General features: G+C 70.8%; 22 protein-coding genes and 1 pseudogene. 3 read left to right on the forward strand and 20 right to left on the reverse strand.

All coding sequences use genetic code 11. The features are described 5' to 3' along the window. Positions 1-129 precede the first annotated feature (129 nt). The 12 genes from ACZ4VI_RS30520 to ACZ4VI_RS30575 form a co-directional block, all read right to left on the reverse strand. On the reverse strand, positions 130-390 hold the full coding sequence (locus ACZ4VI_RS30520; RefSeq protein ID WP_468004453.1) for a hypothetical protein: 261 nt from the start codon (positions 388-390) through the stop codon (positions 130-132). 137 nt (positions 391-527) lie between these two features. Further along, positions 528-884 (reverse strand): DUF6256 family protein, encoded by a 357-nt coding sequence (locus ACZ4VI_RS30525; RefSeq protein WP_468004455.1) that lies wholly within the window; start codon positions 882-884, stop codon positions 528-530. Between the two features lie 12 nt (positions 885-896). Continuing rightward, positions 897-1,136, reverse strand: coding sequence for a DUF6186 family protein (locus ACZ4VI_RS30530; RefSeq protein ID WP_468004457.1), 240 nt, complete (start codon positions 1,134-1,136; stop codon positions 897-899). A 193-nt stretch (positions 1,137-1,329) separates the two neighbouring features. Continuing rightward, a complete protein-coding gene (locus ACZ4VI_RS30535) occupies positions 1,330-1,743 on the reverse strand; it encodes a DUF4279 domain-containing protein (protein ID WP_468004722.1) in 414 nt (137 codons plus the stop codon). 5 nt (positions 1,744-1,748) lie between these two features. Then, positions 1,749-2,276 carry a DUF4279 domain-containing protein gene (locus ACZ4VI_RS30540; protein ID WP_468004459.1) on the reverse strand — a complete coding sequence of 176 codons (528 nt, stop codon included), beginning with the start codon at positions 2,274-2,276 and terminating at the stop codon, positions 1,749-1,751. A 255-nt stretch (positions 2,277-2,531) separates the two neighbouring features. Beyond that, positions 2,532-3,173: a colicin immunity domain-containing protein gene (locus ACZ4VI_RS30545; protein ID WP_468004461.1), complete on the reverse strand. Its 642-nt coding sequence runs from the start codon at positions 3,171-3,173 to the stop codon at positions 2,532-2,534. Positions 3,174-3,337: 164 nt separating this feature from the next. Beyond that, positions 3,338-7,924 carry a putative T7SS-secreted protein gene (locus ACZ4VI_RS30550; protein WP_468004462.1) on the reverse strand — a complete coding sequence of 1,529 codons (4,587 nt, stop codon included), beginning with the start codon at positions 7,922-7,924 and terminating at the stop codon, positions 3,338-3,340. Continuing rightward, entirely contained in the window at positions 7,924-8,571 is a 648-nt protein-coding gene (locus tag ACZ4VI_RS30555) for a hypothetical protein (RefSeq protein ID WP_468004464.1), read from the reverse strand. The genes ACZ4VI_RS30550 and ACZ4VI_RS30555 overlap by 1 nt, the downstream gene beginning before the upstream one ends. Next, positions 8,568-9,083 carry an SseB family protein gene (locus ACZ4VI_RS30560; RefSeq protein WP_468004466.1) on the reverse strand — a complete coding sequence of 172 codons (516 nt, stop codon included), beginning with the start codon at positions 9,081-9,083 and terminating at the stop codon, positions 8,568-8,570. Before ACZ4VI_RS30560 ends, ACZ4VI_RS30555 begins: the two co-directional genes overlap by 4 nt. A gap of 79 nt (positions 9,084-9,162) precedes the next feature. Then, complete coding sequence (locus ACZ4VI_RS30565; RefSeq protein WP_468004468.1) at positions 9,163-10,035, reverse strand: hypothetical protein; 873 nt, start codon at positions 10,033-10,035, stop codon at positions 9,163-9,165. A 132-nt stretch (positions 10,036-10,167) separates the two neighbouring features. Next, positions 10,168-11,775, reverse strand: a complete 1,608-nt coding sequence (gene metG / locus ACZ4VI_RS30570; protein ID WP_468004470.1) for a methionine--tRNA ligase — start codon at positions 11,773-11,775, stop codon at positions 10,168-10,170. A gap of 244 nt (positions 11,776-12,019) precedes the next feature. After that, a complete protein-coding gene (locus tag ACZ4VI_RS30575; protein ID WP_468004472.1) occupies positions 12,020-13,564 on the reverse strand; it encodes a VWA domain-containing protein in 1,545 nt (514 codons plus the stop codon). A 456-nt stretch (positions 13,565-14,020) separates the two neighbouring features. Here ACZ4VI_RS30575 and ACZ4VI_RS30580 point away from each other — a divergent pair, with 456 nt between their 5' ends. Beyond that, on the forward strand, positions 14,021-16,084 hold the full coding sequence (locus tag ACZ4VI_RS30580) for a PhoX family protein (protein WP_468004474.1): 2,064 nt from the start codon (positions 14,021-14,023) through the stop codon (positions 16,082-16,084). A 126-nt stretch (positions 16,085-16,210) separates the two neighbouring features. Here the strand turns inward: ACZ4VI_RS30580 and ACZ4VI_RS30585 are convergent. The 8 genes and pseudogenes from ACZ4VI_RS30585 to ACZ4VI_RS30620 form a co-directional block, all read right to left on the reverse strand. Beyond that, positions 16,211-17,194 (reverse strand): annotated as a pseudogene (locus ACZ4VI_RS30585) (hypothetical protein); the annotation flags it as partial. Positions 17,195-17,289: 95 nt separating this feature from the next. After that, on the reverse strand, positions 17,290-18,762 hold the full coding sequence (locus tag ACZ4VI_RS30590; protein WP_468004476.1) for an APC family permease: 1,473 nt from the start codon (positions 18,760-18,762) through the stop codon (positions 17,290-17,292). Positions 18,763-18,961: 199 nt separating this feature from the next. Beyond that, positions 18,962-20,932: an FUSC family protein gene (locus ACZ4VI_RS30595; RefSeq protein WP_468004478.1), complete on the reverse strand. Its 1,971-nt coding sequence runs from the start codon at positions 20,930-20,932 to the stop codon at positions 18,962-18,964. A 48-nt stretch (positions 20,933-20,980) separates the two neighbouring features. Further along, positions 20,981-21,220 carry a DUF2630 family protein gene (locus tag ACZ4VI_RS30600; RefSeq protein WP_468004724.1) on the reverse strand — a complete coding sequence of 80 codons (240 nt, stop codon included), beginning with the start codon at positions 21,218-21,220 and terminating at the stop codon, positions 20,981-20,983. 26 nt (positions 21,221-21,246) lie between these two features. Further along, positions 21,247-22,242 carry an endonuclease/exonuclease/phosphatase family protein gene (locus tag ACZ4VI_RS30605; RefSeq protein ID WP_468004479.1) on the reverse strand — a complete coding sequence of 332 codons (996 nt, stop codon included), beginning with the start codon at positions 22,240-22,242 and terminating at the stop codon, positions 21,247-21,249. 5 nt (positions 22,243-22,247) lie between these two features. Beyond that, positions 22,248-22,679, reverse strand: coding sequence for a hypothetical protein (locus ACZ4VI_RS30610; RefSeq protein WP_468004481.1), 432 nt, complete (start codon positions 22,677-22,679; stop codon positions 22,248-22,250). After that, on the reverse strand, positions 22,676-23,098 hold the full coding sequence (locus tag ACZ4VI_RS30615) for a DUF7144 family membrane protein (protein WP_468004483.1): 423 nt from the start codon (positions 23,096-23,098) through the stop codon (positions 22,676-22,678). The genes ACZ4VI_RS30610 and ACZ4VI_RS30615 overlap by 4 nt, the downstream gene beginning before the upstream one ends. Positions 23,099-23,175: 77 nt before the next feature. Further along, entirely contained in the window at positions 23,176-23,955 is a 780-nt protein-coding gene (locus tag ACZ4VI_RS30620) for an alpha/beta fold hydrolase (RefSeq protein ID WP_468004485.1), read from the reverse strand. A gap of 80 nt (positions 23,956-24,035) precedes the next feature. Between ACZ4VI_RS30620 and ACZ4VI_RS30625 the strand changes: the two genes are divergently transcribed. Next, positions 24,036-25,442, forward strand: a complete 1,407-nt coding sequence (locus ACZ4VI_RS30625; protein WP_468004487.1) for an aminotransferase-like domain-containing protein — start codon at positions 24,036-24,038, stop codon at positions 25,440-25,442. Positions 25,443-25,473: 31 nt separating this feature from the next. Further along, positions 25,474-25,947 carry an RrF2 family transcriptional regulator gene (locus ACZ4VI_RS30630; protein ID WP_468004726.1) on the forward strand — a complete coding sequence of 158 codons (474 nt, stop codon included), beginning with the start codon at positions 25,474-25,476 and terminating at the stop codon, positions 25,945-25,947. Positions 25,948-26,031 lie beyond the last annotated feature (84 nt).

Genomic DNA, 26,031 nt, shown 5'->3' on the forward strand with positions numbered 1-26,031 from the left:
CACCCGCACCAGCCACTTCGCACGACTTCGCCCCGCCGACCAAACGATCGACGGGGCGAAGAAGGCATAAGGCCCCGGATAAACCAACAGCATCCATCCCGCTCGGGGCCCCTTTCGCATGCGCTCATCTCAGTAGTGCTCGCCGTACTTGGCCGCCTCCAGCGCCCACCCGTCAACGATCTCCTGCGTGCTCATCGACTCCACCCCGGACGGCAGCTCCTTGCCCGACCTGGCCAGAGCCTCACGCCACAGCTCGATGTAGTCCGAGCGCGTCTTGACCGGCTCGGTGTGCACCGACACCGACGAGTCCTCCTGAGCGGCCCCGACCGTCACCGCCACGGCGCCACCTACGACGGCCAGCGCGCACACACCCATCACGATCCGCTTCATGCCCAGCATCGTGTCATGCGCATCCCGAAGTGGGAGCTGGGCAGGGTGTAGCTCTCGTAGAGGGACCGGGTTAATCAAGCGCAGGACGGCGTCGGGGCGGCCACGGCACGTTCCTGGGACCGGCGGGTCGGCAGGACTCACGGCCGGCCCGCCCCTCGGAGTCGACGCAGTTGCAGCACGACCCAGGACAGGACCAGGAAAAGCGGCAGGGCGATCCCCACGAGCAGCGCCCCGCCCGTGAACGCGCTCGCGAGGAACCGCCCGCCCAGATGCGCCACGCCCTCGTAGTAGAGGACGACCACGGCCATCAGCAGCACGTACCCCCCGAAGGCGGTGCCCACCACCTGACGGACCAGCCCCCGCCAGCCGCGCCCGGTCGCCCGCGGAGTCTCGGACGGCCGACGCCGCAGGATGCGCAGCCCGAGGGCGAGATACCCCATGACCAGCACATAGCCGGTCACCATGAGCGTGATGTTCAGCGATACGGGCAGCACGGCGGACTCCCTTCATCTCGGCGCGTCCTGGAGGAGGAAGTGCCAGCCCCGGACGAAGAAATGCCACCCGAACCACAGCCACAGCGCGAAGAGCGCCCAACGTCCGACGGGATAGCGCATGACAGCGCCCATGGCATCGCTGAGCGTGGGGAACTCGTCGCCTTCGCGCACCAGCCCGATGCCCTCCCAGGCGAAGATGGCCCCGAACAGCACGCCCCAGACGAGATACCCGACCACAGGGTGCTCCGCCACCGCGACCTCCGCCACTCCGTACCTGCGTGTGCCTCCGTACCCGCCCGATCATCCGCCACGCCCGCCCGCGCCCCCACGACGAACACACCCGAGCACCTCGGACGACCGGACGGAGGAACGAAGAAGTACCCCCCGCCCGTGGTGAGCAAGCACGTCGGGTCGGTTCATGTGACTCCGGATCCGCTGGACTGACTCAGTCGAGCCAGTCCAGCGGATCCTCCGAAGCGGTGTTGCCCTCCATGAGCGTCGTGAAGGAGACGGGCAGCCCGAGTGCGGCGAGCCGGTCGGCGGACTCGGCCGAGAGCGTCAGCCGCTCGTCTGCCTGCACGGTGCCCGCGATCGACACCTGGGCGAAGCAGCCGGCTGCGGACAGCGCCTTGATCTCGTCGAGGCGCGGCCCGACCTGAGAGGTCAGCGCCGCGATCTGCTCACTCGGATCGGCCGAGAAGTGCTCGTCGAGGGTGTAGGCCCACCAGCCCGGCCCGTGATGGACCGACGCGCCGGTCTGCTGCTCCGCGAGCCGGGCGAGGCCGAGGGAGCGGTCGACGGCCGAGGGGTCCAGACTGCTCCCGGTGAGGGCCAGGGAGGTGGTGATCGAGGTCCACATGGCGGTCACCGGTCGCTCGTGCTGGGGGCGAGGGTCAGGGGAACGCCGAGGCGGGCCACTCGGCGCATCTGCTCGGGGGTGAGGGCGATCTGCGAGTCGTTGTCCACGTATCCCCTGATGGTGAGTGTCACGGAAAGGCCGTCTGCCAGGAGTTCGCTCACAGCATCGGAGTGCGGCTCGACTGCCGTCAGGATGGTGTCGAGCTGTTCCGTGAACATCCTTGTGGAGCGCTCGTCGCATTGGAGTCGCCATTCCCCGTCGATATCTCCTGGTGGTCCCCACCGGCTGGGGCCGGGGCGCCGGGTTCCCGTCGGTTGGATATTCAGCTTCTTGGTCACTTCGTCCGGGTCGAGATCGGGTCCCCTGACGACGAGAGACACATCGGTCAGTACCCAAGTCGCGCCGTGCTGGTGATCCGCGCTCACTGCGCCGTTCCTTTCCTGGGTTCGAGTCCGCTCGTGCCTACGCGTCCTGCCATTCGAGCTCCCGGCAGGCCGCCCAGTGGTGGAACCCCGGCGCAGCCGCAGCGACACGCGAGGACCCCACCCGCGATCACGCGGGACAAACGGGGCGAACCAGCAAGCCGATCAAGCAATCACAGCCGCTGACGAATCGAGGCCGGCAATCGGATGTGCCGAAACCTTGGGGTGGGCAGAGCGCCGCGTCTTCATACCGCACTGAGCTGGCGGAACTCATGTGTAGCGCGGGAGAACTAAGGACGAGAGGATGTTCGACTGTAGCTCGACAAGGAGGATTGCTCCATTTGGCCCGGGACCCATCAGATGGGGTCATTCGCCCTCCGGTCCTCGCTTCGTGTCCAGGACAAGGCTTTGGATCTTCTCCCGCAGCTCGCTGTCCGTCAGGTCGCCGGGCTCTCTGAGTTCAGGGTCGGGTGTGTAGTCCTCAAGCACCATGAACACTCGATCGAGAAGATCGGCCAAGTCTCCGCTTGCCCGTTCGCCCTGAGAATGTGCGGCCCTCCGGGCTTCCCACCATCCGTCCGCGAATTCAGCTGCGGTGCATGTTCCCTGAGTAAAGGTGCTGAGCAGCGACATCAGGCGAGCTGAAGCAGTGCCCGGTGTGACATCGCTGGGGTGCGACCACGCTCTGTGTGCAGGCGGGTAGGTGATGGCGATCCTCTGAAGATTTGGCCACCGATTCTTCATCGCTCGTGCGTAGCGCCCGAATTGAGCCCGCGCCGCATCGACTCCTTCAGCCACTGCGCCGGTCAGGAACGCCTCAGTACCGGCAATCAGCGTGTATCCCGGTTCGGGAAACAGTACGGCTCCTTGCAGGTCCGGGGTGTACAGAATCGCAGGAGGCGCAATACCTGCGAGGCCGGTCTCGGTGGGCTGACGCGGTACCGCCGCGGCTGAAGTGACGTGGGCGACGGCCTCAGGCGGGGCGTCGAGAATGTACTGCGTGCCCACAGCCCGGCACCCTGCTTCGATGCGACGAATCATAACGGCGTCCAGGTGGGTGCCCGCGGGAGCAGGGGCCACGCTCTTGCCGGACAGCCACGCTTGCGCGAAGCCTCCGTCCGGTCCGAGCAATGGGCCTTCCCCCTCGGGCCAACCGTCATTATGTGATGGTGTCACCACAAGAACCCCTTATGAATGATTCCGTCGAACTGCTTGTCACTCAGGCGCCAAGCGGACCAGAAATTCCCGTCTGTATGGAGCATTACCATCTTCTGTGACGACGGATCGATGAACCCGACCGCCTGCCCCTGGTTTCGGTAGTTATATCGATAGATCTTTGCACCGTCGGAGGTCATGTGCTCCCGCATGCTCTCTTCGAACCGCTGCAGGTTCGCCTTGTTCAGGTTCCCTGGACTGTCCAAGAAGTCGCCGGCGTGGGCATGGAATTTCTTACTCATCACCTTTTGACTTGAGAAATCTGCCTTGTCCTCCCAGGCCCCCTTGGCGTCCTTCGGACACGGGGCGAGCCCCAGCGGGTCGCTCCACGTGTGCGGGTTGTCGACGTACGTCGCCGGGTTCGGGGCCGGTCCGAGGCCCAGGGGGTCCGGGGTGAGGTAGCGGGCCGATTCCGGGTCGTAGTAGCGGAAGTGGTTGTAGTGGAGGCCCGATTCGGGGTCGAAGTACTGGCCTGGGAAGCGGAGAGGGATGTAGGTCGAGGCCGATCTGTTCCAGGTTGTCGTGCCCCAGAGGGTGGTGCGGGTGCGCCAGGCCACGTCGCCCGATTCGGAGACGAGTTCCGTCGGGGCGCCGATCAGGTCCGTGACGATGGCGAAGAAGCGGTCGTCCGTGGAGTCCGTGCGGCGTTCTGTCTGGGCCAGGGGGCGTAGGCCCGCGTGGTCCCAGGTGAGGGTGACGTCCTCCGTCGTCTGTTCGCAGAGCGTCGTGCCGTCCCAGGTGAAGTGGATCTGCTCCAGGGCCGATTGCTTCGATATTCGGCGGCCCAGGGGGTCGTACACATACCGCCAGACCGTGCCGTCCGGGGTTGTCACCGAAGTCAGGCGGTCCTCCGCGTCCCACTCGTAGCGCCAGGTGTCCGGTTTCCGGGAGAGGCGCGTTTTCTGGCGGAGGACCGTGCGGCCCTGGGCGTCGTGTTCGTAGCGGGTCGCGCCCGCGCGGGTGATGCGGGTGCCCGTGTACGCGCGCGGGCCCGAAGAGGCGTGTTCGGCGTGGCCGACTGGCCAGGTCGCCTCCGTCTGGTTCCCCGCCTCGTCGTACGCGTACCGCTCCGTCCAGTCGCCGGCGTGGACCGCCGTGACGCGGCCCGCCCCGTCCAGGTCGAAGCGGCGCGTGCCCGAGAGGGTGTCCGTGACGCCGATGAGGTTGCCGTCGGGGCGGTAGGCGTACGTGCGCTGTTGGAGCCGATTCCCCCGTGACGTGACGTCCTGGGTCGTCAGACGGTCCATCTCGTCGAACGACGACATCAAGGAGACGAAGTCGCCTACCGTGCGCCCCACTTCACGGCCCGCCTCGTCGTACGTGAACGACAGCCGTTTGCCCGACGCCGTCAGTTCCGTACGTCGCCCCGCCGCGTCGTACGACCACGTGCTCGTCGAACCGCCAGGGGTCCTCCGGCCCGTTCGCCGTCCCACGGCGTCGTGTGAGAACGAGAGTGTCCGGCCGTTGACGGTCTCGGAGACGAGGCGGCCGTAGCGGTCCCGGAGGCGCTCCAGCGTCGCGTCCGGGCCGGTCGCCGCCGCCAGTTGGTCGAAGACGTCGTACTCGTAGGTGCTGACCGCTCCTTCGGCGTCCTTGCGGACGATCCGCCCCAGGCTGTCGCGGTCGAACCGGATCGTCTGGGCGAGGCCGTTCGTCCGGGAGACCAGACGGCCCGACGCGTCGTAGTTGTAGCTCAGTGCCCGGCCGTCGAAGTCCGTCTCCGTGGCCAGTCGGCCCGCCGCGTCGTAGGCGTAGTCCCAGGTCAGGCCCTGCGGGTTGGTCACCCGTGTCAGCCGCAGGTTCGTGTCGTGGGAGAACTCGTAGCGGACGCCGTCCGGGCCGGTGCGGGAGGTCAGCAGGTCGAAGTCGGTGTACGTGAAGCGGGTCGTGCCGCCCATCGCGTCCGTGTGACTGAGGCAGTTGCCCTCGCCGTCGTACGTCCAGGACTCCACCGTGCCGTCAGGCGCCGTCCGGCGGGACGGTCGGCCCTCCACCGTCCACTCCATCCGGGTCTCCGCGCCGAGAGCGTCGGTGATCCGGACCGTACAGCCGAAGGCGTCGTGCTCGTAGCGCGTCGTGGCGCCCAGGGGGTCTGTGATCTCGACGGGGAGGCCCCGGCGGTCCAGGACCAGGCGGGTGGTGGCACCGAGTGGGTCCGTCACCGCGGTGAGCCGGCCCGCCTCGTCGTACGCGAACTCCGTCGTCGCGCCCGAGGAGTCGGTCAGCGACGTGCGGTTGCCGCGCTCGTCGAAGGTCTGGCGCGTGACGTTGCCGTCCGTGCCGACGATCCGTATCGGCAGTCCGTTGTCGTCGTACTCGGCCCGCGCCTGCCGTCCGTCCGGGCGTTCCAGCACCGTCATGCGCCCGTGCTCGTCATAGGTGGAGCGGCTGACGTGGCCCAGCGGGTCCGTGCGTGACAGCTGGCGGTTGTGACGGTCGTACGCGAAGCGGGTCACCGCGCCCAGTGCGTCGATCTCCGCGACGACCTGTGCACGGTCGTTGATCAGATGACGCTCGGTCTGCCCCATGCCATCGGTCATGGTGGTCAGGCGGAGCCCGGTCGCCGGGTCGACATCGTCCCAGGTGAAGGTGGCTTCGAGGTGTCCGTTCGCGCCTGACTGGTAGGTGCAGCGGTCCTGGTCGTCGTAGACGTAGTCGTACCGGCTGCCGTTCGTGTCCGTCCACGACGTGATGCGGCCCTGCTCATCGCAGTCGAAGCGCAGGGGACGGCCGGAGGAGTTGGTGACCTCGGTCAGGTGGCCGTCGGTGTAGCCGTAGCGCAGGATCTCCTGGTCGGATCCGTCCGCCGCCGCCCCCGCGAGGTGGAGGGCGGTCACGCGGCCTTCGCTCGTGGTGAGCTTCAGGTGGTAGCCGCCGTGGTGGACGATCGCCGTCGGGGCGCCCGCCTCGTCGTGTTCGAAGGCGATCCAGCGGCCGTTGCGGTCGTCGATCTGGGCCAGGAGCGCGAGTTCGTCGCTGTGGTCGACGAAGTGCCACACCCTGCCGGTGCCGGGGTCGGTGAGCGTATAGCCGTCCTCGACCCGGTCCAGGGGCCACTGGCGGCCGTGCGTGGGCATGACCGGGACGCCGGGGGCGGGGTGCGGATAGGCGAGCAGGCTGCCCTGATCACAACTGAAGATGACGCCTTCCGAGTCGATCTCCAGCCTCTGGTCCACCGTCGACGACCACGTCGGGCCGAACCAGCGACCCGAGCGGCGCGAGGAGTCGAAGGTGCGCCGGAAGACGAGCGGCAGTGAGCCGGGCAGGGTGATGTCCGTCTGGGGCAGCAGCATGCGGCCCGTCGCGATGTCGATCGGGTCGTTCTTGCACGCCGTCTCGCCACACGTCTTGCCGTTGCTGTGCGGGTCCTTCTCGTGGTCTCCGCGGGTGCCGTCCGGCTTGCTCCCGTCGGGCAGGTGCCTGGTGCCGTTCAGGCCGGCCCGTAGACCGCCCCGGACCACCCCTGCGCCCTTGGTGCCGATCAGCTCGGGAAACAGGCGGCCGAAGAACTCCGACGGGTCCCCCTTCGCCGCCTCCCAGGCGTTCTTCAGCGCCCTGTCCGGGTTCGCCGCCGTGGACACCACACCGGCGAGCGTCATGTTGAGGCCCTTGTAGTACTCCGCCGGGTGGGTCAGGTTGTACACGTCCATCGGGTTGAGCGAGCGGACGAAGTTGATCAGGCCCGCCGTGCCCTTGATGATGCCGCCGCCGAAGTGGGCGAGCTCGATGCCCTGGCCCACGCCGTAGTCCATCAGCTCGAGCTTGGCCTTCTCGCGGCCCGTCGGCTCCTTCGGCGCGTGTGCCAGAGCGGCGTGCACCGCGGCCTTGGCGGTCTCGCCGGCCTCGTTCCGCGCGGTCCGGGCGTCGTGCAGGATCTCCCGCGCGCGCTGCCGCTTGGCCTTGCCCGGGTCGGAGAACGTGCCGGGATGGGGCAGCGGACTGTCCCCGTTGCGGGCCGCGTTGTAGGCGTCGACCTTCTTGTTGTGCGTGTCGACGGCCGTCTTGGAGTCCTTGTCGCCCTCCTTGTACAGCGCGATCGCCTCACGTGCCTTGCCCTGCGCGCTGACGATCGCCTTGGAGTACGTCTCCAGTGCCTTGGCCGCGTTCTCCATCGCGTCCGCCGCATGCAGCCAGTCGGTCGGCAGCGTCTGGAACTTCTCCCGGAACGCGTTGGCCGCCTCGCCCTTCCATTGGCTGGGGTCCAGCTTCTTCATCCCGCCGCCGACCAGGTCGAAAGCGCGTTGGAAGTCCCGCAGGTTCTTCACCGTCGCCGCTATCTGCTCCGGCTTGCCGTGGATCAGTTCGTTCGCTTCCTCGGTCTGCCCGAGCTGCTGTTCCCCGACCTCCGCACCAAGGGAGGAGGCGGTCTCGTCGCCCCAGTCCTCGACGACTTCGGCAAGGCCGTCATGACCGTAGTGCCGCAGGCCCTGACCGGCCTTGTCGGTCACATAGTCGACACCCTCGCCGACGATCTCCTTGCCCTTGTCGATGCCGTGATCGATCTTGTCGATCGCCTTGTCGGCCAGATCGCCCAAGTCCACCATCAGCGGCTCTCCCCCCACCGCGGCTGCTCTGCCTGATCGATCGTCGCCTGATCGGGATCGAGCATGTCCTTGAACTCCTCATCCATCCGGTCACGCGCCGCCGGATCGATCAGGCCCTGACGCTCCAGCGAGTCCAACTGCGCGTCCGTGACGTCGTAGCCCGTGTTCTTCCAGGTCTGCTTGACCTCCTGATGGGCCTGGGTGAACGACTCCGGGCTGTAGTCCGCGTTGTCCCACGTGTGCTGGTCACGGATGGTGTCCCAGCTCATCTGCTTGACCTCGTCCTCGGACAGATGCGGGTTTCCGTTGAGCGAGTTCACCCCGATCTTGAACGAGTCCTTGACGTACTGCTCCTGCTCCGCGAACGAGCCCGCCGACAGGCCGACGCCCTGTGCAAAACCGTTTCCCCGCAGGGTCAGCGCACGTACGCCCCACTCCCACCGGTTGCAGAACGTCTCGAACTCCGACGTCAGACCGCCGTGCCCCAACTCAAGCCCCGACAAGGCCAGATCGGAGAACCCGCGGCCCACCGACGCCTCGCCGATCATCCCGAGCTCCTTCAGCTCGGAATGCGCCAGATTGATGCCCTTCGCGATCTCCGCCAGCGCCGCCGCCGGCGCCGCGAGCACAGGCTCACTCCCACTCACTGCGTCCCCGTTCCCCCGAGATCCACTGCCACCTCATCCGGGACGATCCCCGCCACCGGCGGAAACACCATCCCGTCCGTACTGCCCGCATCCAGCGCCACCCCGCCCGGCCCGGGCAGCATCGGCACCATCACATCCAGCAGACGCGCACCCAGAATCGTCCGGTACGTCCACTCGCGCGTCGCGTCTCCCCGCGCCTCGGCGAACCGCGCCAACGCCTCCTCGTCCGAGAACGCGCAGATCCACCGGACTCCGTTGAAGTCCGCGGTCCACAGACTTCCGTAGTCGTCGAACGGCACCAGCACGGCAGTACGCCGGAATTCGCCGAGCAACCGCGCAAACTCCCGCCGAGCCGCCGCCACTTCGTCGGCCTGTTCCCCGTCCGGCACGGTCGGCGCCGGCACTGGCGGGGTCACCGGAACCGTCTCCGGCTCCCCCACCGGCGCAACCCCAAGCTCGGCCAGCTTCGAGACCCGTTGAGGCCTCGTCACATCGTCCCCGTTGTCAGTCACTTACGCATGCTGCCATGCGCACATTCACGCGAGCAACGAAGAAAGGGTCGACCCCTGTCGCCCCCTGTCGGCTCCACGGTCAGCCGAGCGGGCGGCGCGTCTCCTCGCGGACCTTGAGTGTGGTCCGGGCCGCCTTCGTCAGGTCGATGGACTCCGCGCTCAGGCCCGCTGATTCCGTCGTCATCTCGGCGACGGCGGCGTTGGTGTTGTCGTCCGCCCATGCGCACATGGGGTAGGTCACCCGGCCTCCGCCCGCCTGCTCCGTGGCGAGGACCTGGCATGTCACCGTCGTGTTCGCCCCGGACGGGGTGACGTCCTTCGGCGGGACGATCACGCTGGTGCCCTCCGCCTCGCGGGCGCCCTTGAGGATCTTCTCCCTGGCCAGGTCCGGATCCTTGATCCGCCCGTACAGACCGGAGACGACCAGGACCCCGGCCCCTTCCGCCCCGGCGGCCGTGTACTGGCCCATCACGCCCTTCGGGTCGCGGATGACGGCCTCGCTCGCGTTGTCGAGCCCGGCGTCAGCCTGGCCCGAGCGGTCGTCGGCGAGTGTGTACCGGCCGTCGAGAAGCGTCTTCGGGAGGGTCAGTCGGTGCGTCGCGGCGGGGTAGGCGGCTCCAGAGCCCGAGCCGCCGCGGAGGCCCCCGTTACCGATCCACGACAGCGTCAGAACGCCGACGATGGACGCGGCGACGATCCCGAGGATCAGGCCGGTCCGGTTCTTCGGCGGCGGCGGCGGGAGTGGCGGTGGGGGCGCGCCCCAGGCGCCCTGCGGCGGGTAGTACGGCGCTTGCGCAGGGCCGGGGCCGTACGCGTTCGGCTGCGGGTACGCCGGGGGCGGGGGGTTCTGGTGCGCGTACGGCCCTGGGGGTGGGGGGTTCTGGTGCGCGTACGGCCCTGGGGGTGGGGGGTTCTGGTGCGCGTACGGCCCTGGGGGCGGTGGCATGGACATGATCCACACCGTATGCCAGTCGCCATCGCGACCGGTCCTGTTCGGCCACCCGAACGCCCGCGCCCGCCGCCGCGTCCGTCCGCGTACGACGAAGGCCGCTTCCCCCTCACCGGAGGGGGAAGCGGCCCCACGTCAGTCCTTCTTCGGCTCCTCCAGGCGCGGGAAGAGCACCGCACCCTTCGTCACCGTCGTGCCTGCCGGGAGCCTGCCCCATTCGCCGGCCGCCGCAAGCGGCTGGGTGGCGAGGGTGCCGAGGGAGGCCTCCGCGCCCAGGGAGTCCCAGAGCTTCTGGGAGGTCTCCGGCATGATCGCGTTCAGCAGGACCGCGACGCCGCGCAGGGACTCGGCCGCCGTGTAGAGGATCGTCGCCAGGCGGGCGCGGCCCGCCTCCGACTCGTCCTTCGCGACCTTCCACGGCTCCTGCTCCGTGATGTAGCCGTTGACCTGCTTCACGAAGTCGAAGATCGCCAGGATGCCGCCCTGGAAGTCCAGCTCCTCGCCGATCTTCTGGTCCGCCGTCGCGACGGCCTTCGCCAGGCCCTCGTGGATCGCCTTCTCCGCGTCGCCGTCGGCCGTCGCGGCCGGCAGGGCGCCGTCGAAGTACTTGCCGACCATCGCCGCGACGCGGGACGCCAGGTTGCCGTAGTCGTTGGCCAGCTCGCTCGTGTAGCGGGCGGCGAAGTCCTCCCACGAGAACGAGCCGTCCTGGCCGAACGCGATCGCCCGCAGGAAGTACCAGCGGTACGCGTCCACGCCGAAGTGCGAGGTCAGGTCCTGCGGCTTGATGCCGGTCAGGTTCGACTTCGACATCTTCTCGCCGCCGACCATCAGCCAGCCGTTCGCGGCCACCCGCCCCGGCACCGGCAGGCCCTGGGCCATCAGCATCGCCGGCCAGATGATCGCGTGGAAGCGGAGGATGTCCTTGCCGATGAGGTGGACATTGGCCGGGAAGGTCTCGTCGAACTTCTCCGGGTTCTCGTTGTAGCCGACCGCCGTCGCATAGTTCAGCAGGGCGTCGATCCACACGTAGATCACGTGCTTGTCGTCCCACGGGACCGGGACGCCCCAGTCGAACGTCGAGCGCGAGATGGAGAGGTCCTCGAGGCCCTGCTTGACGAAGTTCAGCACCTCGTTGCGGGCGGACTCCGGCTGGACGAAGCCGGGGTTCGACTCGTAGAACTCGAGCAGCTTCGGGCCGTACTCGCTCAGCTTGAAGAAGTAGTTCTCCTCCTTGAGGATCTCCACCGGCTTCTTGTGGACGGCGCACAGCTTCGTGCCGTCCTCCACCTCGATGAGATCGCCCGGGAGCTTGTACTCCTCACAGCCCACGCAGTACGGGCCCTCGTACCCGCCCTTGTAGATCTCGCCCTTGTCGTACAGGTCCTGAACGAACTCCTGGACGCGGTCCGTGTGCCGCTTCTCCGTGGTGCGGATGAAATCGTCGTTCGCGATGTTCAGGTGCTCCCAGAGGGGCTTCCAGGCCTCCTCGACGAGCTTGTCGCACCACTCCTGCGGGCTGACGCCGTTCGCCTCCGCGGTGCGCATGATCTTCTGACCGTGCTCGTCCGTGCCGGTGAGGTACCACACCTTCTCGCCGCGCTGACGGTGCCAGCGCGTGAGCACGTCGCCTGCGACGGTCGTGTAGGCGTGGCCCAGGTGAGGAGCGTCGTTGACGTAGTAGATGGGGGTCGAGACGTAGTACGCCTTCGCCCCCTGCTTCTCGGATCCAGTGGCCGCCATGGTCGAAATCCTAACGGCCACTTCAAGATCCACTCACATCGATATGGGGGCGGGGGTGGGTGGAGGCGTTCGCGGAACGTTGGGGGCCGTGGAAAGCAGGGGGTGAGGGAGGGACGTATGCGCGTACTGGTCGCCGAGGACGTTCCCCGAGCTGGTGGCGAGTGTGCGGGGGCGGGGGCCTGGTGGTGACGGTGACGGTGACGTTTTCGCCGGTCACTGTCACCACCAGGACCTCAGGCTCTGGCTAGAGCTCCCAGCCGGAGAGCAGCCCGCGGTAGAACTCGGCGTGGGCGGTCTCGGACGGGGTCGCGCCGGCGAGGAAGGTGCCGGTGCGGGGGGCGGTGAGCTTACGGAGGTAGTCGAAGGCCTTGTTGTCCTCCTCGCCCCACGCGACGAACTGCCAGTGGATCGGGCGCTCGGCTGCCTCGGCGAGCGCCTGGGTGGCGGCCGTCCTGGACTCGGGGGCGCCGTCGGTCTGGAAGACGACGAGGGCGGGGCGGGTGGGGTCGGTCTTCTCGTGGTGGGCGAGGACCTCTTCGACGGCGCGGTGGTAGTTCGTACGGCCGAGGCGGCCGAGGCCCGCGTTGATCTCGTCGATGCGGCCGTCGATGCCGGCGGGGCGGAGTTCGGCGGTGCCGTCGATGTCGGTGGAGAAGAAGACGGCCGTGACGGCGGCGTCCTCGGTGAGGTGCGCGGCCAGCGCGACGGTCTGCTCGGCGATCCGCTGGACGGACCCGTCCTTGAAGTACCCGCGCATCGATCCGGACCGGTCGACCACGAGATACACGGAGGCCCGCGCCCCCGTGAGCCCCCGTTCCTTGAGTACCGTCCCGGCCGCCTCGTACGCCTCGACCAGCTGCGGGGCGTCGGTGAGGGGGGTGGGGGTGGGGGTGGGGACGGGTGCGTCGGCGCCGGGGGCGTCCTGCGTGGCCTCTACGCCGGTTTCGGCGGCGGCCGGGGCGTCGGCCTCGGGCTCGTCCGCGAGGGTCTCGGTCGCCGCTGCGGCGGGCTCCGGTACGGCCTCCGGCTCCGCCGCGACCGGCTCGGGCTCCTCGGCGGCCGGGGCTGCCTCGGCCTCGGGCTTCTTTGTCGCCTCAGCAGTGGTGTCGGCAATCGGCTCGTCCGCCTCGACCGCGGCGACGGGCTCGTCCGCCTCGGCCTGCTCGGCTTCCTCGGCGACGGGCTCGTCAGCGGCGGACGCCTCGGCGGTGTCATCGAGCTCTGCCGCCGGCGCGACCTCGGCGGCCTGCGCCTGCGGCGCGGACTCCTCCACCGAGGCGTCTGCCTCCGACGTGTCCGCGGCCTCGGCCTCGACCGTCGCCTCGCCGGTGGTGTCGGCGACGGCCTCCGCCTCGACAGCCGGGGTCGCCTCAGCCTCCGGCTCCGCCACCGCCTGCTTCGGGAGCTCGGCCACCTCCGCCGTCGGCTCGGCGGTCTTGTCCTCCGCCACCGCGACCGCGGCCACCGGCGTCGTCGAGGACGCGACCTCCGCCTCCGCCGCGGCCTGCTTCGGGAGGTCGGTCACCTCGGCGGCCCCGTCCTCCGCCACCGCCCCCGTCGCCTTGGACGGTGACGTTCTGGCCGCCGGGACCTTCGGGTTGTCGAAGGCCGCTGCCACCAGGTCGTCCGCCGCGCGCTTGGCCTCGTCGTCCGACGGGGGCGGTGTCGGCGCGGGGTCCTCCTGGCGGGACGGGGCCGCCTGGGGCGGGACGGAGGTTGCCGGGGAATCGGCGTGCCGTTCCGCACGATCGCGTCCGAACACCTTGCGCAGCAAGCTCCGAATGCCCATGGGCGAGGCCTTTCGCATGAGTTGGGTGCGGTGAATGTCCGTACTGGGAGGAATCATCCCTGGCCAGGGCGGACACGTAAGGTTAGCGGCCCCGGGTGTGTCGCTCCCGGCGCCCCAAGCGGAACCGGAATGCCCCCCGTACGGGCCCCTGAACGACCCCCTGAACGGGCCCCAAACGGACCCTCAAGCGGACCCTCAAACGGACCCCCCGAACGGACCCGAACGGACCCGAACGGACCCCTGAGCGACCCTTGAACGGCCCCCGAACCGTCCCCGAACGACCTCCCGAACGCCCCCCAACCGCCCCCCAACAGCCCCCCGTTCCCGCCCATTCATTCGGCGTTCATTCCAGCGCCGCCCCCGGGCAGATGTCCACACATAGCGTCACCGCCGAACGGATTTCCGACACGATGTCGGGACCATGGGGCGGCGCAGTCTGCGCCGGAGGAGGAACAAGTGCGCAAACTGCTGCCGCTGCTGAGCACCAACCCGCACGGAGGCGGCCGTTCCGCCCTTACCTGCCGGTTCCGTTGTGGTGACGCCTGCTTCCACGAGGTGCCCAACACCAGCGACAACGAGTACGTCGGCGACGTCATAGCCGGCGCCATCTCCCGCCGCTCCATGGTGCGCGCCGCCGCCGTCGTGACCGTCGCCGCGGCCGCCGGCAGCGCCGTCGTCGGCTCGGGCAGCGCCCCCGCCGTCGCCGCCACCGGCGACGCCGCCTCGGCCGCCGACGAGGGCCGGGCCCTTCTCGGCGGGGCCCGCGGCCTCCGCTTCACGCCCGTCGCACCCAACACCGCCGACCAGGTCACCGTGCCCGTCGGCTACGAGCAGAACGTCGTCATCCGCTGGGGCGAGCCGATCCTCCGCGGCGCCCCGGCCTTCGACGCCGACAAGCAGACCGCCGCTGCCCAGAAGGGCCAGTTCGGCTACAACAACGACTTCCTGAGCCTGCTCCCCCTCCGCGGCGAGCGCAACCGTCAGGTCCTCGTCGCCAACCACGAGTACACCGACGAAATCCTGATGTTCAAGGGTTACGACGCCGAGAACCCGACCCGCGAGCAGGTAGAGATCGCCTGGGCCGCCCACGGTCTCTCCGTCGTCGTGGTCCAGGAGGAGGACCGCTCCGGCAAGCTCACCCCCGTCACGCGGCACGAGCTCAACCGCCGTCTCCACACCACCAGCGAGTTCGAGCTGACCGGCCCGGCCGCCGGCAGCGACCTCGTCAAGACCTCCGCCGACCCGTCGGGCCGCAAGGTCCTCGGCACCCTCAACAACTGCGCCGGCGGCACCACCCCGTGGGGCACCACGCTGCACGGCGAGGAGAACTTCAACCAGTACTTCGCCAACGGCTCCAGCGCCACCGACAAGCGCTACGGCATCGGCGCCGGCGCCTCCGAGCGCAAGTGGGAGCGGTTCGACAAGCGCTTCGACCTCGCGCAGGAGCCCAACGAGGTGCACCGCCAGGGCTGGGTCGTCGAGCTCGACCCGTACGACCCCGAGTCGACCCCGAAGAAGCGCACCGCGCTCGGCCGCTTCAAGCACGAGGCCGCGCAGCCCCGCCTCACCGCGGACGGCCGCCCGGTCGTCTACATGGGCGACGACGAGCGCTTCGACTACTTCTACAAGTTCGTCTCCTCGAAGCGGATGAAGAAGGGCAGCTCCCGCGCCGCCCGCGAGCACAACCTCACCCTGCTCGACGAGGGCACGCTGTACGTCGCCAAGCTCACCGGCGACTCCCCGGGCGAGGTCGACGGCACCGGCAAGCTCCCCAACGACGGCGAGTTCGACGGCTCCGGCGTCTGGATCCCGCTGGCCACCGGCAATGTCTCGCACGTCGAGGGCATGACCGCCGAGGAGGTGTACGTCTTCACCCGCCTCGCCGGTGACAAGGTCGGCGCCACCAAGATGGACCGGCCCGAGGACGTCGAGCCCTCCCCGCGCACCGGCCGCGTCTACGTCGCGCTCACCAACAACAAGGACCGCGGCAAGGCGGGCAAGGCGCCCGCCGACGAGGCCAACCCCCGCAACGCCAACAAGCACGGCCAGGTCCTGGAGCTGGCCGAGCACTGGGACGACCCGTCCTCCGACGGCTTCGCCTGGCGTCTCTTCCTCGTCGCGGGCGACCCGAACGACCCGACGACGTACTTCGCGGGCTTCCCCAAGGAGAAGGTCTCCCCGATCTCCTGCCCGGACAACGTCGCCTTCGACCCGTACGGCAACCTGTGGATCTCCACCGACGGCAACCAGCTCGGCTCGCACGACGGCCTGTTCGGTGTCGCCACGCAGGGCGAGCGGCGCGGTGAGCTCAAGCAGTTCCTGACCGTTCCGAAGGGCGCCGAGACCTGCGGCCCGATCATCCAGGAGCGCCGCGTCGTCGTCGCCGTCCAGCACCCGGGCGAGCTCGACGGCGCGTCCGTCGAGAACCCGATGTCGGTCTGGCCCGACGGACCCGGCAAGATCGTCCGCCCGTCCGTCGTCTCCGTCTGGCGCAAGAACGGCGGCAAGATCGGCGCCTGAGTCGCTGACAGGGTGGTGGGGGGGGGGGGGGGGGGGGGGGGGGGGGGGGGGGGAGGGGGGGGGGGGGGGGGGCGGGGGGGGGGGGGGGGGGGGGGGGCCGCCCCCCCCCCCCCCCCCCCCCCCCCCCACCCCGAGGCCCTCCCGGAACCGCACGAACTGCTCCTCCGGATCCCCCGTGTACGACCACGGCACCCACGACGCGCGCGCCCCGAGCATCCCGAGCACCTCCCGCGCCACCTCCACCTGTCCCGCGTAACAGGCCGCGTGCGCCAGATAGTTGAGGTCGGGGACCTCCTCCGGCGTCACCGGGCCGCCCGGCTCCCGGCCGCCGATCCAGCGCTCGAAGGTGCGGCGCAGCTCGTCCACCGCCAGCTCGTGCTTCCAGTGCTGGTCGAAGCCGCGCACCGGGCCGCGTCCGAGCGCCCCGTCCGCGATGTAGCGGTACTCCTCCACCCGCGCCACCTGAACCAGGACCGGCAACGGCGACCCGGGCGGCGCCACGCCCGCCGCGTCCCGCGCGAAGTCGTACATCGCCCCGTGCGTGCCGTGCCACCGCGCCGACAGGTAGCGCATCACCTGGGCGTGACCCTCGGTGTTGTACGGGTCCCGGCGCCGCAACTCGTCGAACCAGCGCCGCAGTTCACGGCGCGGCACCCCGCCCTCGTACAGCCGGGCCACCGAGAGCAGCGAGACCCACGGCATCGGGTCGGCGGGCGCCGCCTCCGCGGCCTCCCGGCACGCGGCGACGGTCGCGTCGACCCGCCCCCGGTCCACGGCCGTGCCCCTGCCGGCCGCGATCGCCGTGTCGAAGACCCGTACGACCTCGGTCGCCGCCCGCAGCACCGCCGCGTCCGGGCTGTCCGGCTCGGCCGCCCGCCACGCCTCGACCGACGAACTGCCCGCGGCAGCGTGCGCGAGGAGCCGCACCCGGTGCGTCCGGCGCGCCCAGTCCTCGCCGGTGTCCCGCAGCAGATCCCGTACGCCCTGCCAGCGGCCGATCACGATGTCGTGCCGCGCCGCGGTGAGGGCGCGGTCGCCGAAGTCCGGGTCGAAGGCCGGGGTGAAGCGCGCCGAGCGCCCCGAGCGCGCCGACCGGCGGAAAGCGGCCATCCAGGTCCTCCCTCCGAAGTCAGGAGCCAGAAGTCAGGAGTCAGAAGTGTCAGGAGTCAGAAGTGTCGGGAGTCAGAAGTGTCGGGAGTCAGGCGTCAGAAGTCCGTGGCCAGCGATTCGTCCGCGCGGCGGGCGCGGGCGGTGCTCGGCGCGAAGGGTTCCGCGGCGGCCAGCGCGCGGGCCGCGTCGAGCCTCGCCGGCTGGTAATACGCGCTGCCCTTGCGCCAGTACACGAGCATCGGGACGACGCCGACGAACAGTCCGCCGAGGCCGATGACCAGCGCGGTCGTGGAGAGTTCGCCGAGCGACTCGGCGAACGCCCACAGCATGAACGAGGCGCCGAGCAGCGGCCAGGCCCCGCCGACCAGGAAGTTCCGTACGGAACTCAGCAGCATTCCCCGGTACGCGACGACCGCGGCGAGGCCGGCCAGGCCGTAGTAGAACGCGATCATCAGGCCGATCGCGGACACGGCATCGCTGAGGATCCGTCCCATCGAACCGGCCGCCGCCGCCGCGCAGAACATCAGCAGCGCCGCGCCCCCGACGGCGGCGATCGCCACCCACGGGGTGTTCCAGCGCCGGTGCACGGTCCCGAGCGCGGCCGGCATCGTGTGGTCGCGGCCCATGGCGAAGAGCGAGCGGGTCACCTGGATGAGGGTGGTCTCCAGGGTGGCGACCGTGGACAGCAGCACCGCCGCGATCAGCAGCTTGCCGCCGACGCCCGGCCAGATCTCCTGGCCGAGGACGGCCAGGACGTTCGCGCCGCCGGACTCGATCTGCCCGGAGGTCAGCAGCACGTTGACCGCGATCGTGAACGCCTCGAAGAGCAGGAAGACGACAGCGACGCCGACGAGCGCGGCAAGGCCGGCCGTGCGGCGGCTGTCGCGGGTCTCCTCGCTGAGGTTGCTGGTGACGTCCCAGCCCCAGTAGTAGAACGCGGCGATCAGCGCGCCCGAGGCGAAGCCGGCCGGACCGTCGAAGTGGCCGAAGCCGAGCCAGGACCAGTCGAAGGCGGTCGCGTGGCCGCGGTGCATCAGGGCGGCCAGGACGAAGACGACGAGGATGATCAGCTCGACGCCCGACATGAGGAGTTGGGCCCGTACGGTGAGCCGCGCGCCGCCCAGGACGACGAGCAGCATCATCAGGAACCAGCCGGCGCCGACGGCCGCCGCCAGGGGGGTGTTGCCGGCGAGTGCCGGGTCGATCAGGGAGAGCGTGAGCGCGCCGGCGGGGAGCGATCCGGCGACCATGAACACGGTCGCGGAGACGACGAGGGCCCAGCCGGAGAGGAAGCCGAGGAAGGGGTGGAGGGTGCGGCCCACCCAGGAGTATCCGGCGCCCGCGTTGACGTCGATCCGGCCGAGGCGCGCGTAGGCGAGGACGATGCCGAGCATCGGTATCGCGCAGTAGAGCAGCGCCGCCGGTCCCGCGAGGCCGACCGCGCCGAAGAGCACGGCCGTGGTGGCGGCGAGCGAGTAGGCGGGCGCACTGCCGGCGATGGCCATCACGATGGTGTCGAAGGTCCCGAGAACATTGGGCTGGAGCCCTCTGCCGGTGGTCGTGCGCATGGCGGATGTCCTTGGGGGGCACGGGGGGCGGTGCAGGACGGAGTGACCGTGCCGCCGCGTCAGTTGTTCGCGTGACCGCGCACGGATCAAGGTGAATCGAGCGCATCGTAGTCGCACACGCGGATTCCGGTAACGGCGGTATGGAGGGTTCCGTTCGGTGACCGCCGGTAAGGGCATCCGTACGCCCCCGATGAGGCGTTTAGCCCGTAGACGCGCGGGGAGTTGCGCGCGGAGTGGCGATGGCGCGGGCCGCCATGACCTCCTGGCGCAGCGGGGCGAGGACGCCCTCCTCGTCGCCGGTCAGCTCCGCCCGTACCTCCACCAGGACGTCGGTGCCGCGCAGTCCGTCGGCCAGCTCCCGCAACTGCCGCTCCACGGCGGCGACTTCCTCCGGATCGGGAGGCGGGGCGCCGTGGTCGACGCGCACCCGGGCGGCGGTCGTGGCGTCGACGATCCGCTCCACGGCGACGACCAGCGGCCACCAGGCGGAGGCCACGGTGCCGGTCGGCGGCGGCTCGGTCAGGGCGCGCTGGAACTCCGAGCGTACGGCCGACAGATCGCGGTACAGCTTCCGCCGGGCCCGCACGCGCGCGCCCGGGTCCTCCTCCTCGGGCGGGCAGAACGCCCGTGCCACATAGGCCGCGGAGTCGGCGACGGCGTCCGCGAGCCGGTCGCCGATCCGGCTGTGCCAGGACTCCGGCCAGAGCAGGTAGCCGGCGACCAGCGCGATGGCGCAGCCGATGAGGGAGTCGTAGAGCCGGGGGAGCACCAGGCCGAAGCCCTGCCGGTTGAGGAGGTCGGAGAGCAGCAGGATGACCGGGGTGATCGCCGCGGTCTGGAAGGCGTACCCCTTCGCGGAGAAGGCGGGGATCAGCGCGGCGAGCACCATCATGACGGGCACGTCCCACCACCCGCGGGGCACTTCGGCGAGGACCGGTGCGGCGACGACGAGCCCGGCGGCCGTGCCGAGCGCGCGGAGCACGGCCCGGGAGAAGACGGAGCCGAAGTCCGGCTTCATCACGAAGGTGATGGTGAGCGCGACCCAGTACGAGCGTGGTACGTCGATCAGCGAGACCAGTGCCTGGGCGAGACCGATGCAGAGCGCGAGCCGCAGCCCGTACCGCCAGGACGCCTCGGAGAACAGGACGCCGCGCGCCACGCGGCGGGCCCGTACGCGCAGGGCGGCGGGGCGGCCGAGGCGGTCGTCCACGTTGAAGGGGTTCGGCTCCGCCTTGTGGACGACGACCGCCGCGTGGCGCAGGGCGTGGTCGACGGCCTTCTCGGCGGGGCGCGTGGCGGGCGGGAGGTCCAGGACCGGGGTGCCGGTGCGGCCCTCCTCGACGGCGTCGGCGAGTTCGCGCACGGCGGCGGGGATCGCGGGGGGCAGGGAGCGGTGGAAGCGGCGGGCGGCGAGGTGGGCGGCCGGGGCGGCCTCCACGAGCGGGATGACGACGTTGAGCTGGGCGAGCAGCCGGACGAGGACCGGAGCGCGGCCGTGCTCGCGGGCGCGGCGGGCGAGGACGAGGTCGTACGACTGGTTGAGCGAGGTGGTGACGGCCTGCCGCCGCTCGTCGTACGTGTCGCTGCCCGCGGCCTGGAGCAGGTCGGCGAGGGCCCGGTAGGTACCGGCCACGGCCGCCCGCTCGGGGGCGAGGCCGCGCAGCGGCCAGCCGAGCAGGGTGAGGACGAGGACGAGGGCTCCGCCGAGGCCGAGCAGCAGGGGCGGCTTCCACCACGGCTCGGGCATGGGCAGTCCGGCGCCGACGACCGCGTTGAGGAGCAGCAGCAGACCCGACACGGAGGCGACGGCGCCGATCGAGGAGATCATCCCGGAGACGAGCGCGATGACCGTGAGCACGACGACGGCGACCCATCCGTCGCCGAACACGAGGCTGCCGAGGGTGACGCCGAGGGCGCCGAAGAGCTGCGGGACGGCGATGTTGTAGAACCGCATCCGGTATGCGTCGGCGGTGTCGCCGATGACCCCGGACAGGGCGCCCATGGAGACCAGGGCCCCGTAGACGGGCTGCCCGACGGCGAACCCGACGGCGAGCGGAGCGGACAACGCGACGGACGCCCGCCCCACGGCGGCCCACGGCACAGGCGCGGCAACGGGCCGCAGCCCGGCGGTGAGCCAGGCCGGCGGACTGATCCGAGCGGGTCGTGCCATGCGCCTACGGTACGTGCGCGGCGGGCCTTTGCTCCCCTGGATCTGGCGTCAGCTGCGGTAGCCCTCTACCTCGGCCGCTGGGCGGACCGCTGCCGTGTCGGGGTCCTCGCCGAATTCGGCCTTCGCGCGGCGCTGGCGCAACAGGTCCCAGCACTGGTCCAGTTGGACCTCCAGCTCGGCGAGGCGGGTCCGTTCCTCCGGGAGCAGGCCGCCCATGCGGCGGCGCAGGGCTCGCTCCTCCTCGACGAGGGCGCCGATGCTCGCCAGGATCTGCTCGTCGTCGTACATCTGCTCCATGGTTCCAGCGTCCCCGATCAGCGCCCGGCGTGCAGGTCGAGCTCGGTCAGGACCGCGCGGTGGTCCGACCCCGGCAGGTCGAGGAAGCGCACGTCGCGCACCCGGAAGTCGTCGCTGACCAGCACGTGGTCGATCTGGACGTACGGCGGCAGGGACAGCTCCCGCGGCCAGGTCGGGGTCCGGGCGGAGTTCGCGAGGCGGGCGGCGTCGTGGAGGCGGCCGGCGTCGAGGAGGGAGCGGAAGGCGGCGTGGTCCTGGGAGGCGTTGAAGTCGCCGGCCAGGATCACGGGGCCCTCGTCGCGGTGCGCCGCGGCGAAGTCCGCCACCCGCCTCAGCTCGCGTTTCCATCGGCCGACCTGGCCCGGGACCGGCGGCATCGGGTGCGCGAGCTGGAGCCGTACCGTCCTGCCGCCGATCAGGGCGGTCGCGCCGGGCATCCCCATCGCGGCCGGGATCGGAGGCCGCTCGGTCAGCGGGTACGCGCTGAGGATCACCGAGCCGGTCGAGCCCTCGCCGTCCACGACGGCCTGGTGGGGGAGGGCCGTGGAGAGGGCGCCGGCGCAGGCGCGGTCGCACTCGGAGACGTACACGAGCTGCGGCCGTTCCCGGCGTACCGCCTCGACGAGGGCCGTCGTCGCCTCGCCGAACTCGACGTTGAAGGTGAGGACACGGAGCCGTTCGACCACCGGGCCACGGGCAGTCGTCGTGTCCGGGCCGTACGGGAGCGTGTACCAGGCCGTCGCCAGGACGACCAGGACCGACCATCCGGCAAGCAGTCGGCGCCTCGCCGCCAGCGCCAGAAGCGCCGCAAGCGCGGCCGGGAGCGTGAGCCAGGGCAGGAACGACAGCGACTGCGGTACGGGAGTGAACGCGTCGGTGCCGACGAGCCGGCAGCCGGCGACCAGGCTCGGTACGGCGACCAGCAGCGCGGCGGCCCAGGCGGCGGGGCGCGGCCTGGGCCGTACGCGTACGACGGGCGGTGCGGGTTCGGTTGCGGTACGGACAGGCTCCACGCCTGTCAGTGTCGCAGGGCCCGCGCGATCTCCGCGGTGATGTTTCCCGACAGGGTGCGATTGCTGCGCGCCGTCCCGGTCTTGGACTTCCCCGGCTCGACGGCGTCGATGGTGACGACCGTCGCGTCGAGCAGATTGCCGCCGCTGTCACGGAAGTTGACCATTATCGTGTAGTCGGCGTTCTTGTCCCTGGGGTTGGTGGCGGTGATCTCGGCGATGGTCCGGTCGCCGTCCGTCTTCGTCGGACCCGCCTTCACGTCGCCGGTGGCGTTCACCCCGTCCTTGACCTCGTCCATCTTCTCCTCGGCGGCCGAGGCCGCGGCCGCCGTCGCGGAGGCGACGATGTCCTCGGCCTTCTGCCGGTCCTCCTCGGTGCAGCCGGTGACGGCCAGGGCGAGAAGGGCTGCCACGGTGGCGAGTGTTCGTGTGCGGGTCACGCCGCGTCCTTGCCGTAGGACTCGTCCGTCGCCAGAGCCCAGATCACGAAGATCGAGATCGCCATGGAGAACAGCGCCCACCAGGGGTGGTACGGCAGGAAGAGGAACTGGGCGATGATGTTCAGGGACGCCAGGGCGATGCCGGCGATGCGGCCCCACTCGGCGCCCTTGAGGATTCCGGCGCCGGCGATGGCGACGACGACGCCGAGGCAGAGATGGATCCAGCCCCAGCTCGTGAGATCGAACTTGAAGACGTAGTCGCCCACACGGGTGTAGACGTCGTCCTCGGCGATGGCGGCGATGCCCTGAAGGATGTCCAAGATGCCGATGACCAGCATCAGGACACCGGCGAAGAGGGTGCCGCCGGAGGCCCAAGCGGCACTCGTGCTCGACCTGGGGGGTGCGGTGTTCTGGCTCATGGGCTCATCGTGCGGCGGTTGGTCCAGGACCGAACGTTGAGTTGCGCCGGACGAGTGGCTCAGAGGGGTCAGAGGGGTCAGAGGGTGTCGAGGAACGCTGCCAGCGCCGCGTCGAACTCCTCCGGCCGCTCCAGATTCGGCATGTGGGCCGCCCGTTCGATGACCACGAGCGTGGAGTCGGGAAGCGCCGCGTGCATCGCTTCCGCGTCCGCCACCGGGGTGTAGGTGTCGTCGCGGCCGACGACGACCAGGGCCGGTACGGAGACGGTGGTGAGCAGTTCGCGGTAGTCCGGACGCTCGGCCCGCCCGCGCAGGGCGGCCGCCGCGCCCGCCGGATCGGTGGCGCACATCATGCGGTGGACGTGCGGCGCGGCGTGCGTGTTGTACGGGGCGACCATCCGGTCCAGGACCTCGTCCGCGTACCCCCGCATCCCCTCGCGCAGCAGCCGCTCGGCGAGCGCGCGCCGGCCGGCCTTGCCCTCCTCGGTCTCGGCGGCCGGGAACGTGTCGGCGAGGACCAGGCCGCGGATCCGGCCGGGGAAGAGGCGGTAGCACTCCATGACGATCTGGCCGCCCATGGAGAGGCCGCCGAGCACGAACTCCTCGATGCCGAGGTGGTCGAGGAGCGCGGCGAGGTCGGCGGCGAAGACGGAGAGCGGGGTGGTGCCGGAAACGACGGTGGTGGCGCCGTAGCCCCGCAGGTCGGGGGCGACGACCCGGTGCGTGGCGGAGAAGCGGTCGATCTGGGGCGCCCACATCGTGCGGTCGAAGGGGTGGCCGTGGACGAGGACGAGCGCGGGGCCCGTGCCCTTGTCCTCGTAGCCGATCGTCAGGCCGTTGATCTCTGCGGAAGGCATGATCGGAGCCTAAGAGGGCGCTCTGTCTCGGTGCAATGGGATCCTTTGCTTTCGGTGCAATGAGGGCACAGGGGGCTTGGGTGGAGGAGTACCGCAGGATCGCCGATCGGGTCGCTAAGGCGATCGCCGACGGGCGGCTGCGCCCCGGCGACCGGCTGCCGCCACAGAGGGTCTTCGCGCGCCGCCACCGGATCGCCAACTCCACCGCGATCCGGGTGTACGGAGAGCTGGCGCGCCGTGGCCTGGTCGTGGGCGAGGTGGGCCGCGGCACGTTCGTACGGGCGGCTCCGCCGCCGCCCGGCGCCGCGCTCGCGCTCGCCGAGGCGACCGGGGGCACGCCGGTCGACCTCCAGCTCAACTACCCGGTGGTGGAAGGGCAGTCGGAGCTGATGGCGCGGGCGCTCGCGGCCCTCGCCCGCGCCGACGTGCTCGGCGCGGCGACGAGCCGTCCGGCAGCCGCCACGGGCACGGCGGAGGCGCGCGCCTCCGCGGTCCGGGTCCTCGCGCGGCCGGGCTGGGAGCCCGACCCCGACCGGGTGCTCTTCTCCGGCAACGGCCGCCAGGCGATCGCGGCGGCGCTCTCCGCGCTCGTACCGCCCGGAGGTGCGCTGGGCGTCGAGGCGCTGACGTATCCGCTGGTCAAGGAGGTGGCGGAGCGGCTCGGGGTACGGCTGGTGCCGATCGGGCTCGACGGGGAGGGGATGCGGCCGGACGCGCTGGCGGCGGCCCATCGCGCAGGCCCGCTCGCGGCCGTGTACGTCCAGCCGACCCTGCACAATCCGCTGTCCCTGACGGCGAGTTCACGGCGACGGGCCGAACTGGCGGGCGTACTACGGGAGTCGGGGCTCACCGCCGTCGAGGACACCACGTGGGCCTTCCTGGTCCCGGACGCCCCGGCGCCGCTGGCCGCCCACGCCCCGGAGCGGGTGGTGCTCGTGGACAGCCTCTCCAAGCGCCTCGCGCCCGGTCTGACCGTGGGCCATCTCGTCGCGCCGGAGGGCCGCGACGTGGACGACTTCGCGCGGGCGCTGCGCTCCGGCGCGTGGACGGCGAGCGGCCTCGCGCTCGCGGCGGCGACCAGGTGGGCGATGGACGGCACGGTCGCCGAGGTCGTGGCGGCGAAGCGTGCGGACGCGGCGGCCCGGCACGCGCTGGTGCGGCGGCACCTGGGCGCGTACGAGATCCGTACCTCGCCGCACGCGTACTACTGCTGGTGGGAGCTGCCGGATCCCTGGCGGGCCGAGACCTTCGTCGCCGCCGCGGCCGAGCGCGGGATCGCGGTGACCCCGGGCACGGCCTTCGCGGTGGGCGGGCGCGGGGGCGGGGGCGGTCGTGGGTACGCGGGCGGGCGCGGGGCGGCGGACGCGGTGAGAGTGGGTCTGGCGTCGCCGCCGGTACGGGTCCTGGACCGGGCGCTCGCGCGGCTCGCGGCGCTGGCGGAGTGCGGACCTGGCGGAGTATCGGGCGATATCGCGTTGCGGCGCTGATCCTGGATGTCTAGTATCCAGAATCATGAGGATGAACGAGGGCGTCGAGTGGGCGCTGCACAGCTGCCTCAACCTGGCCTGGATCGGGCCGGAACGGGCGGTCACGGCGGCGCGGCTCGCGGCGTACCACGAGCTGCCCGCCGCCTACCTCAACAAGCAGCTCCAGGCCCTCTCCCGGGCCGGCATCGTCAGCTCGGTCTCCGGCCCCAAGGGCGGCTTCCGGCTGGCGCGACCGCTCGACCGGATCACTCTGATGGACGTCGTGACCGCGATCGAGGGCCCGGAGGAGGCGTTCCGCTGCTCCGAGATCCGGCAGCAGGGCCCCGGCGCGGGACCGGCCGGGAGTTACGCCGCCGAGTGCGCGATCGCGGGAGCGATGGGCGCGGCAGAGCTGGCCTGGAGACGGGAGCTGGCGGCCCGGACGCTGGACGACGTACGGGAGCGGGCGGAGCGCCAGGCGCCCGCGGCCCCGGACCGTATCCGCCACTGGTTCGCCAACGCCTGAGCCGATCGACCCGGGGTGGCCGTCCCCCCTCGGGCCGTAATTCTGGATGTTAAGTATCCAGGTCACCCCCACGCTCACTCCACG

The organism is Streptomyces sp. NPDC029169, from assembly GCF_055563935.1.

Coding starts and splice junctions, on each gene's coding strand:
- ACZ4VI_RS30600 (WP_468004724.1), bottom strand. CDS start 21,220: ATGTACGACGACGAGCAGATCCTGGCGAGCATCGGCGCCCTCGTCGAG.
- ACZ4VI_RS30590 (WP_468004476.1), bottom strand. CDS start 18,762: ATGCGCACGACCACCGGCAGAGGGCTCCAGCCCAATGTTCTCGGGACC.
- ACZ4VI_RS30630 (WP_468004726.1), top strand. CDS start 25,474: ATGAACGAGGGCGTCGAGTGGGCGCTGCACAGCTGCCTCAACCTGGCC.
- ACZ4VI_RS30520 (WP_468004453.1), bottom strand. CDS start 390: ATGAAGCGGATCGTGATGGGTGTGTGCGCGCTGGCCGTCGTAGGTGGC.
- ACZ4VI_RS30615 (WP_468004483.1), bottom strand. CDS start 23,098: ATGAGCCAGAACACCGCACCCCCCAGGTCGAGCACGAGTGCCGCTTGG.
- ACZ4VI_RS30565 (WP_468004468.1), bottom strand. CDS start 10,035: ATGTCCATGCCACCGCCCCCAGGGCCGTACGCGCACCAGAACCCCCCA.
- ACZ4VI_RS30575 (WP_468004472.1), bottom strand. CDS start 13,564: ATGGGCATTCGGAGCTTGCTGCGCAAGGTGTTCGGACGCGATCGTGCG.
- metG (WP_468004470.1), bottom strand. CDS start 11,775: ATGGCGGCCACTGGATCCGAGAAGCAGGGGGCGAAGGCGTACTACGTC.
- ACZ4VI_RS30595 (WP_468004478.1), bottom strand. CDS start 20,932: ATGGCACGACCCGCTCGGATCAGTCCGCCGGCCTGGCTCACCGCCGGG.
- ACZ4VI_RS30535 (WP_468004722.1), bottom strand. CDS start 1,743: ATGTGGACCTCGATCACCACCTCCCTGGCCCTCACCGGGAGCAGTCTG.
- ACZ4VI_RS30550 (WP_468004462.1), bottom strand. CDS start 7,924: ATGGTGGACTTGGGCGATCTGGCCGACAAGGCGATCGACAAGATCGAT.
- ACZ4VI_RS30620 (WP_468004485.1), bottom strand. CDS start 23,955: ATGCCTTCCGCAGAGATCAACGGCCTGACGATCGGCTACGAGGACAAG.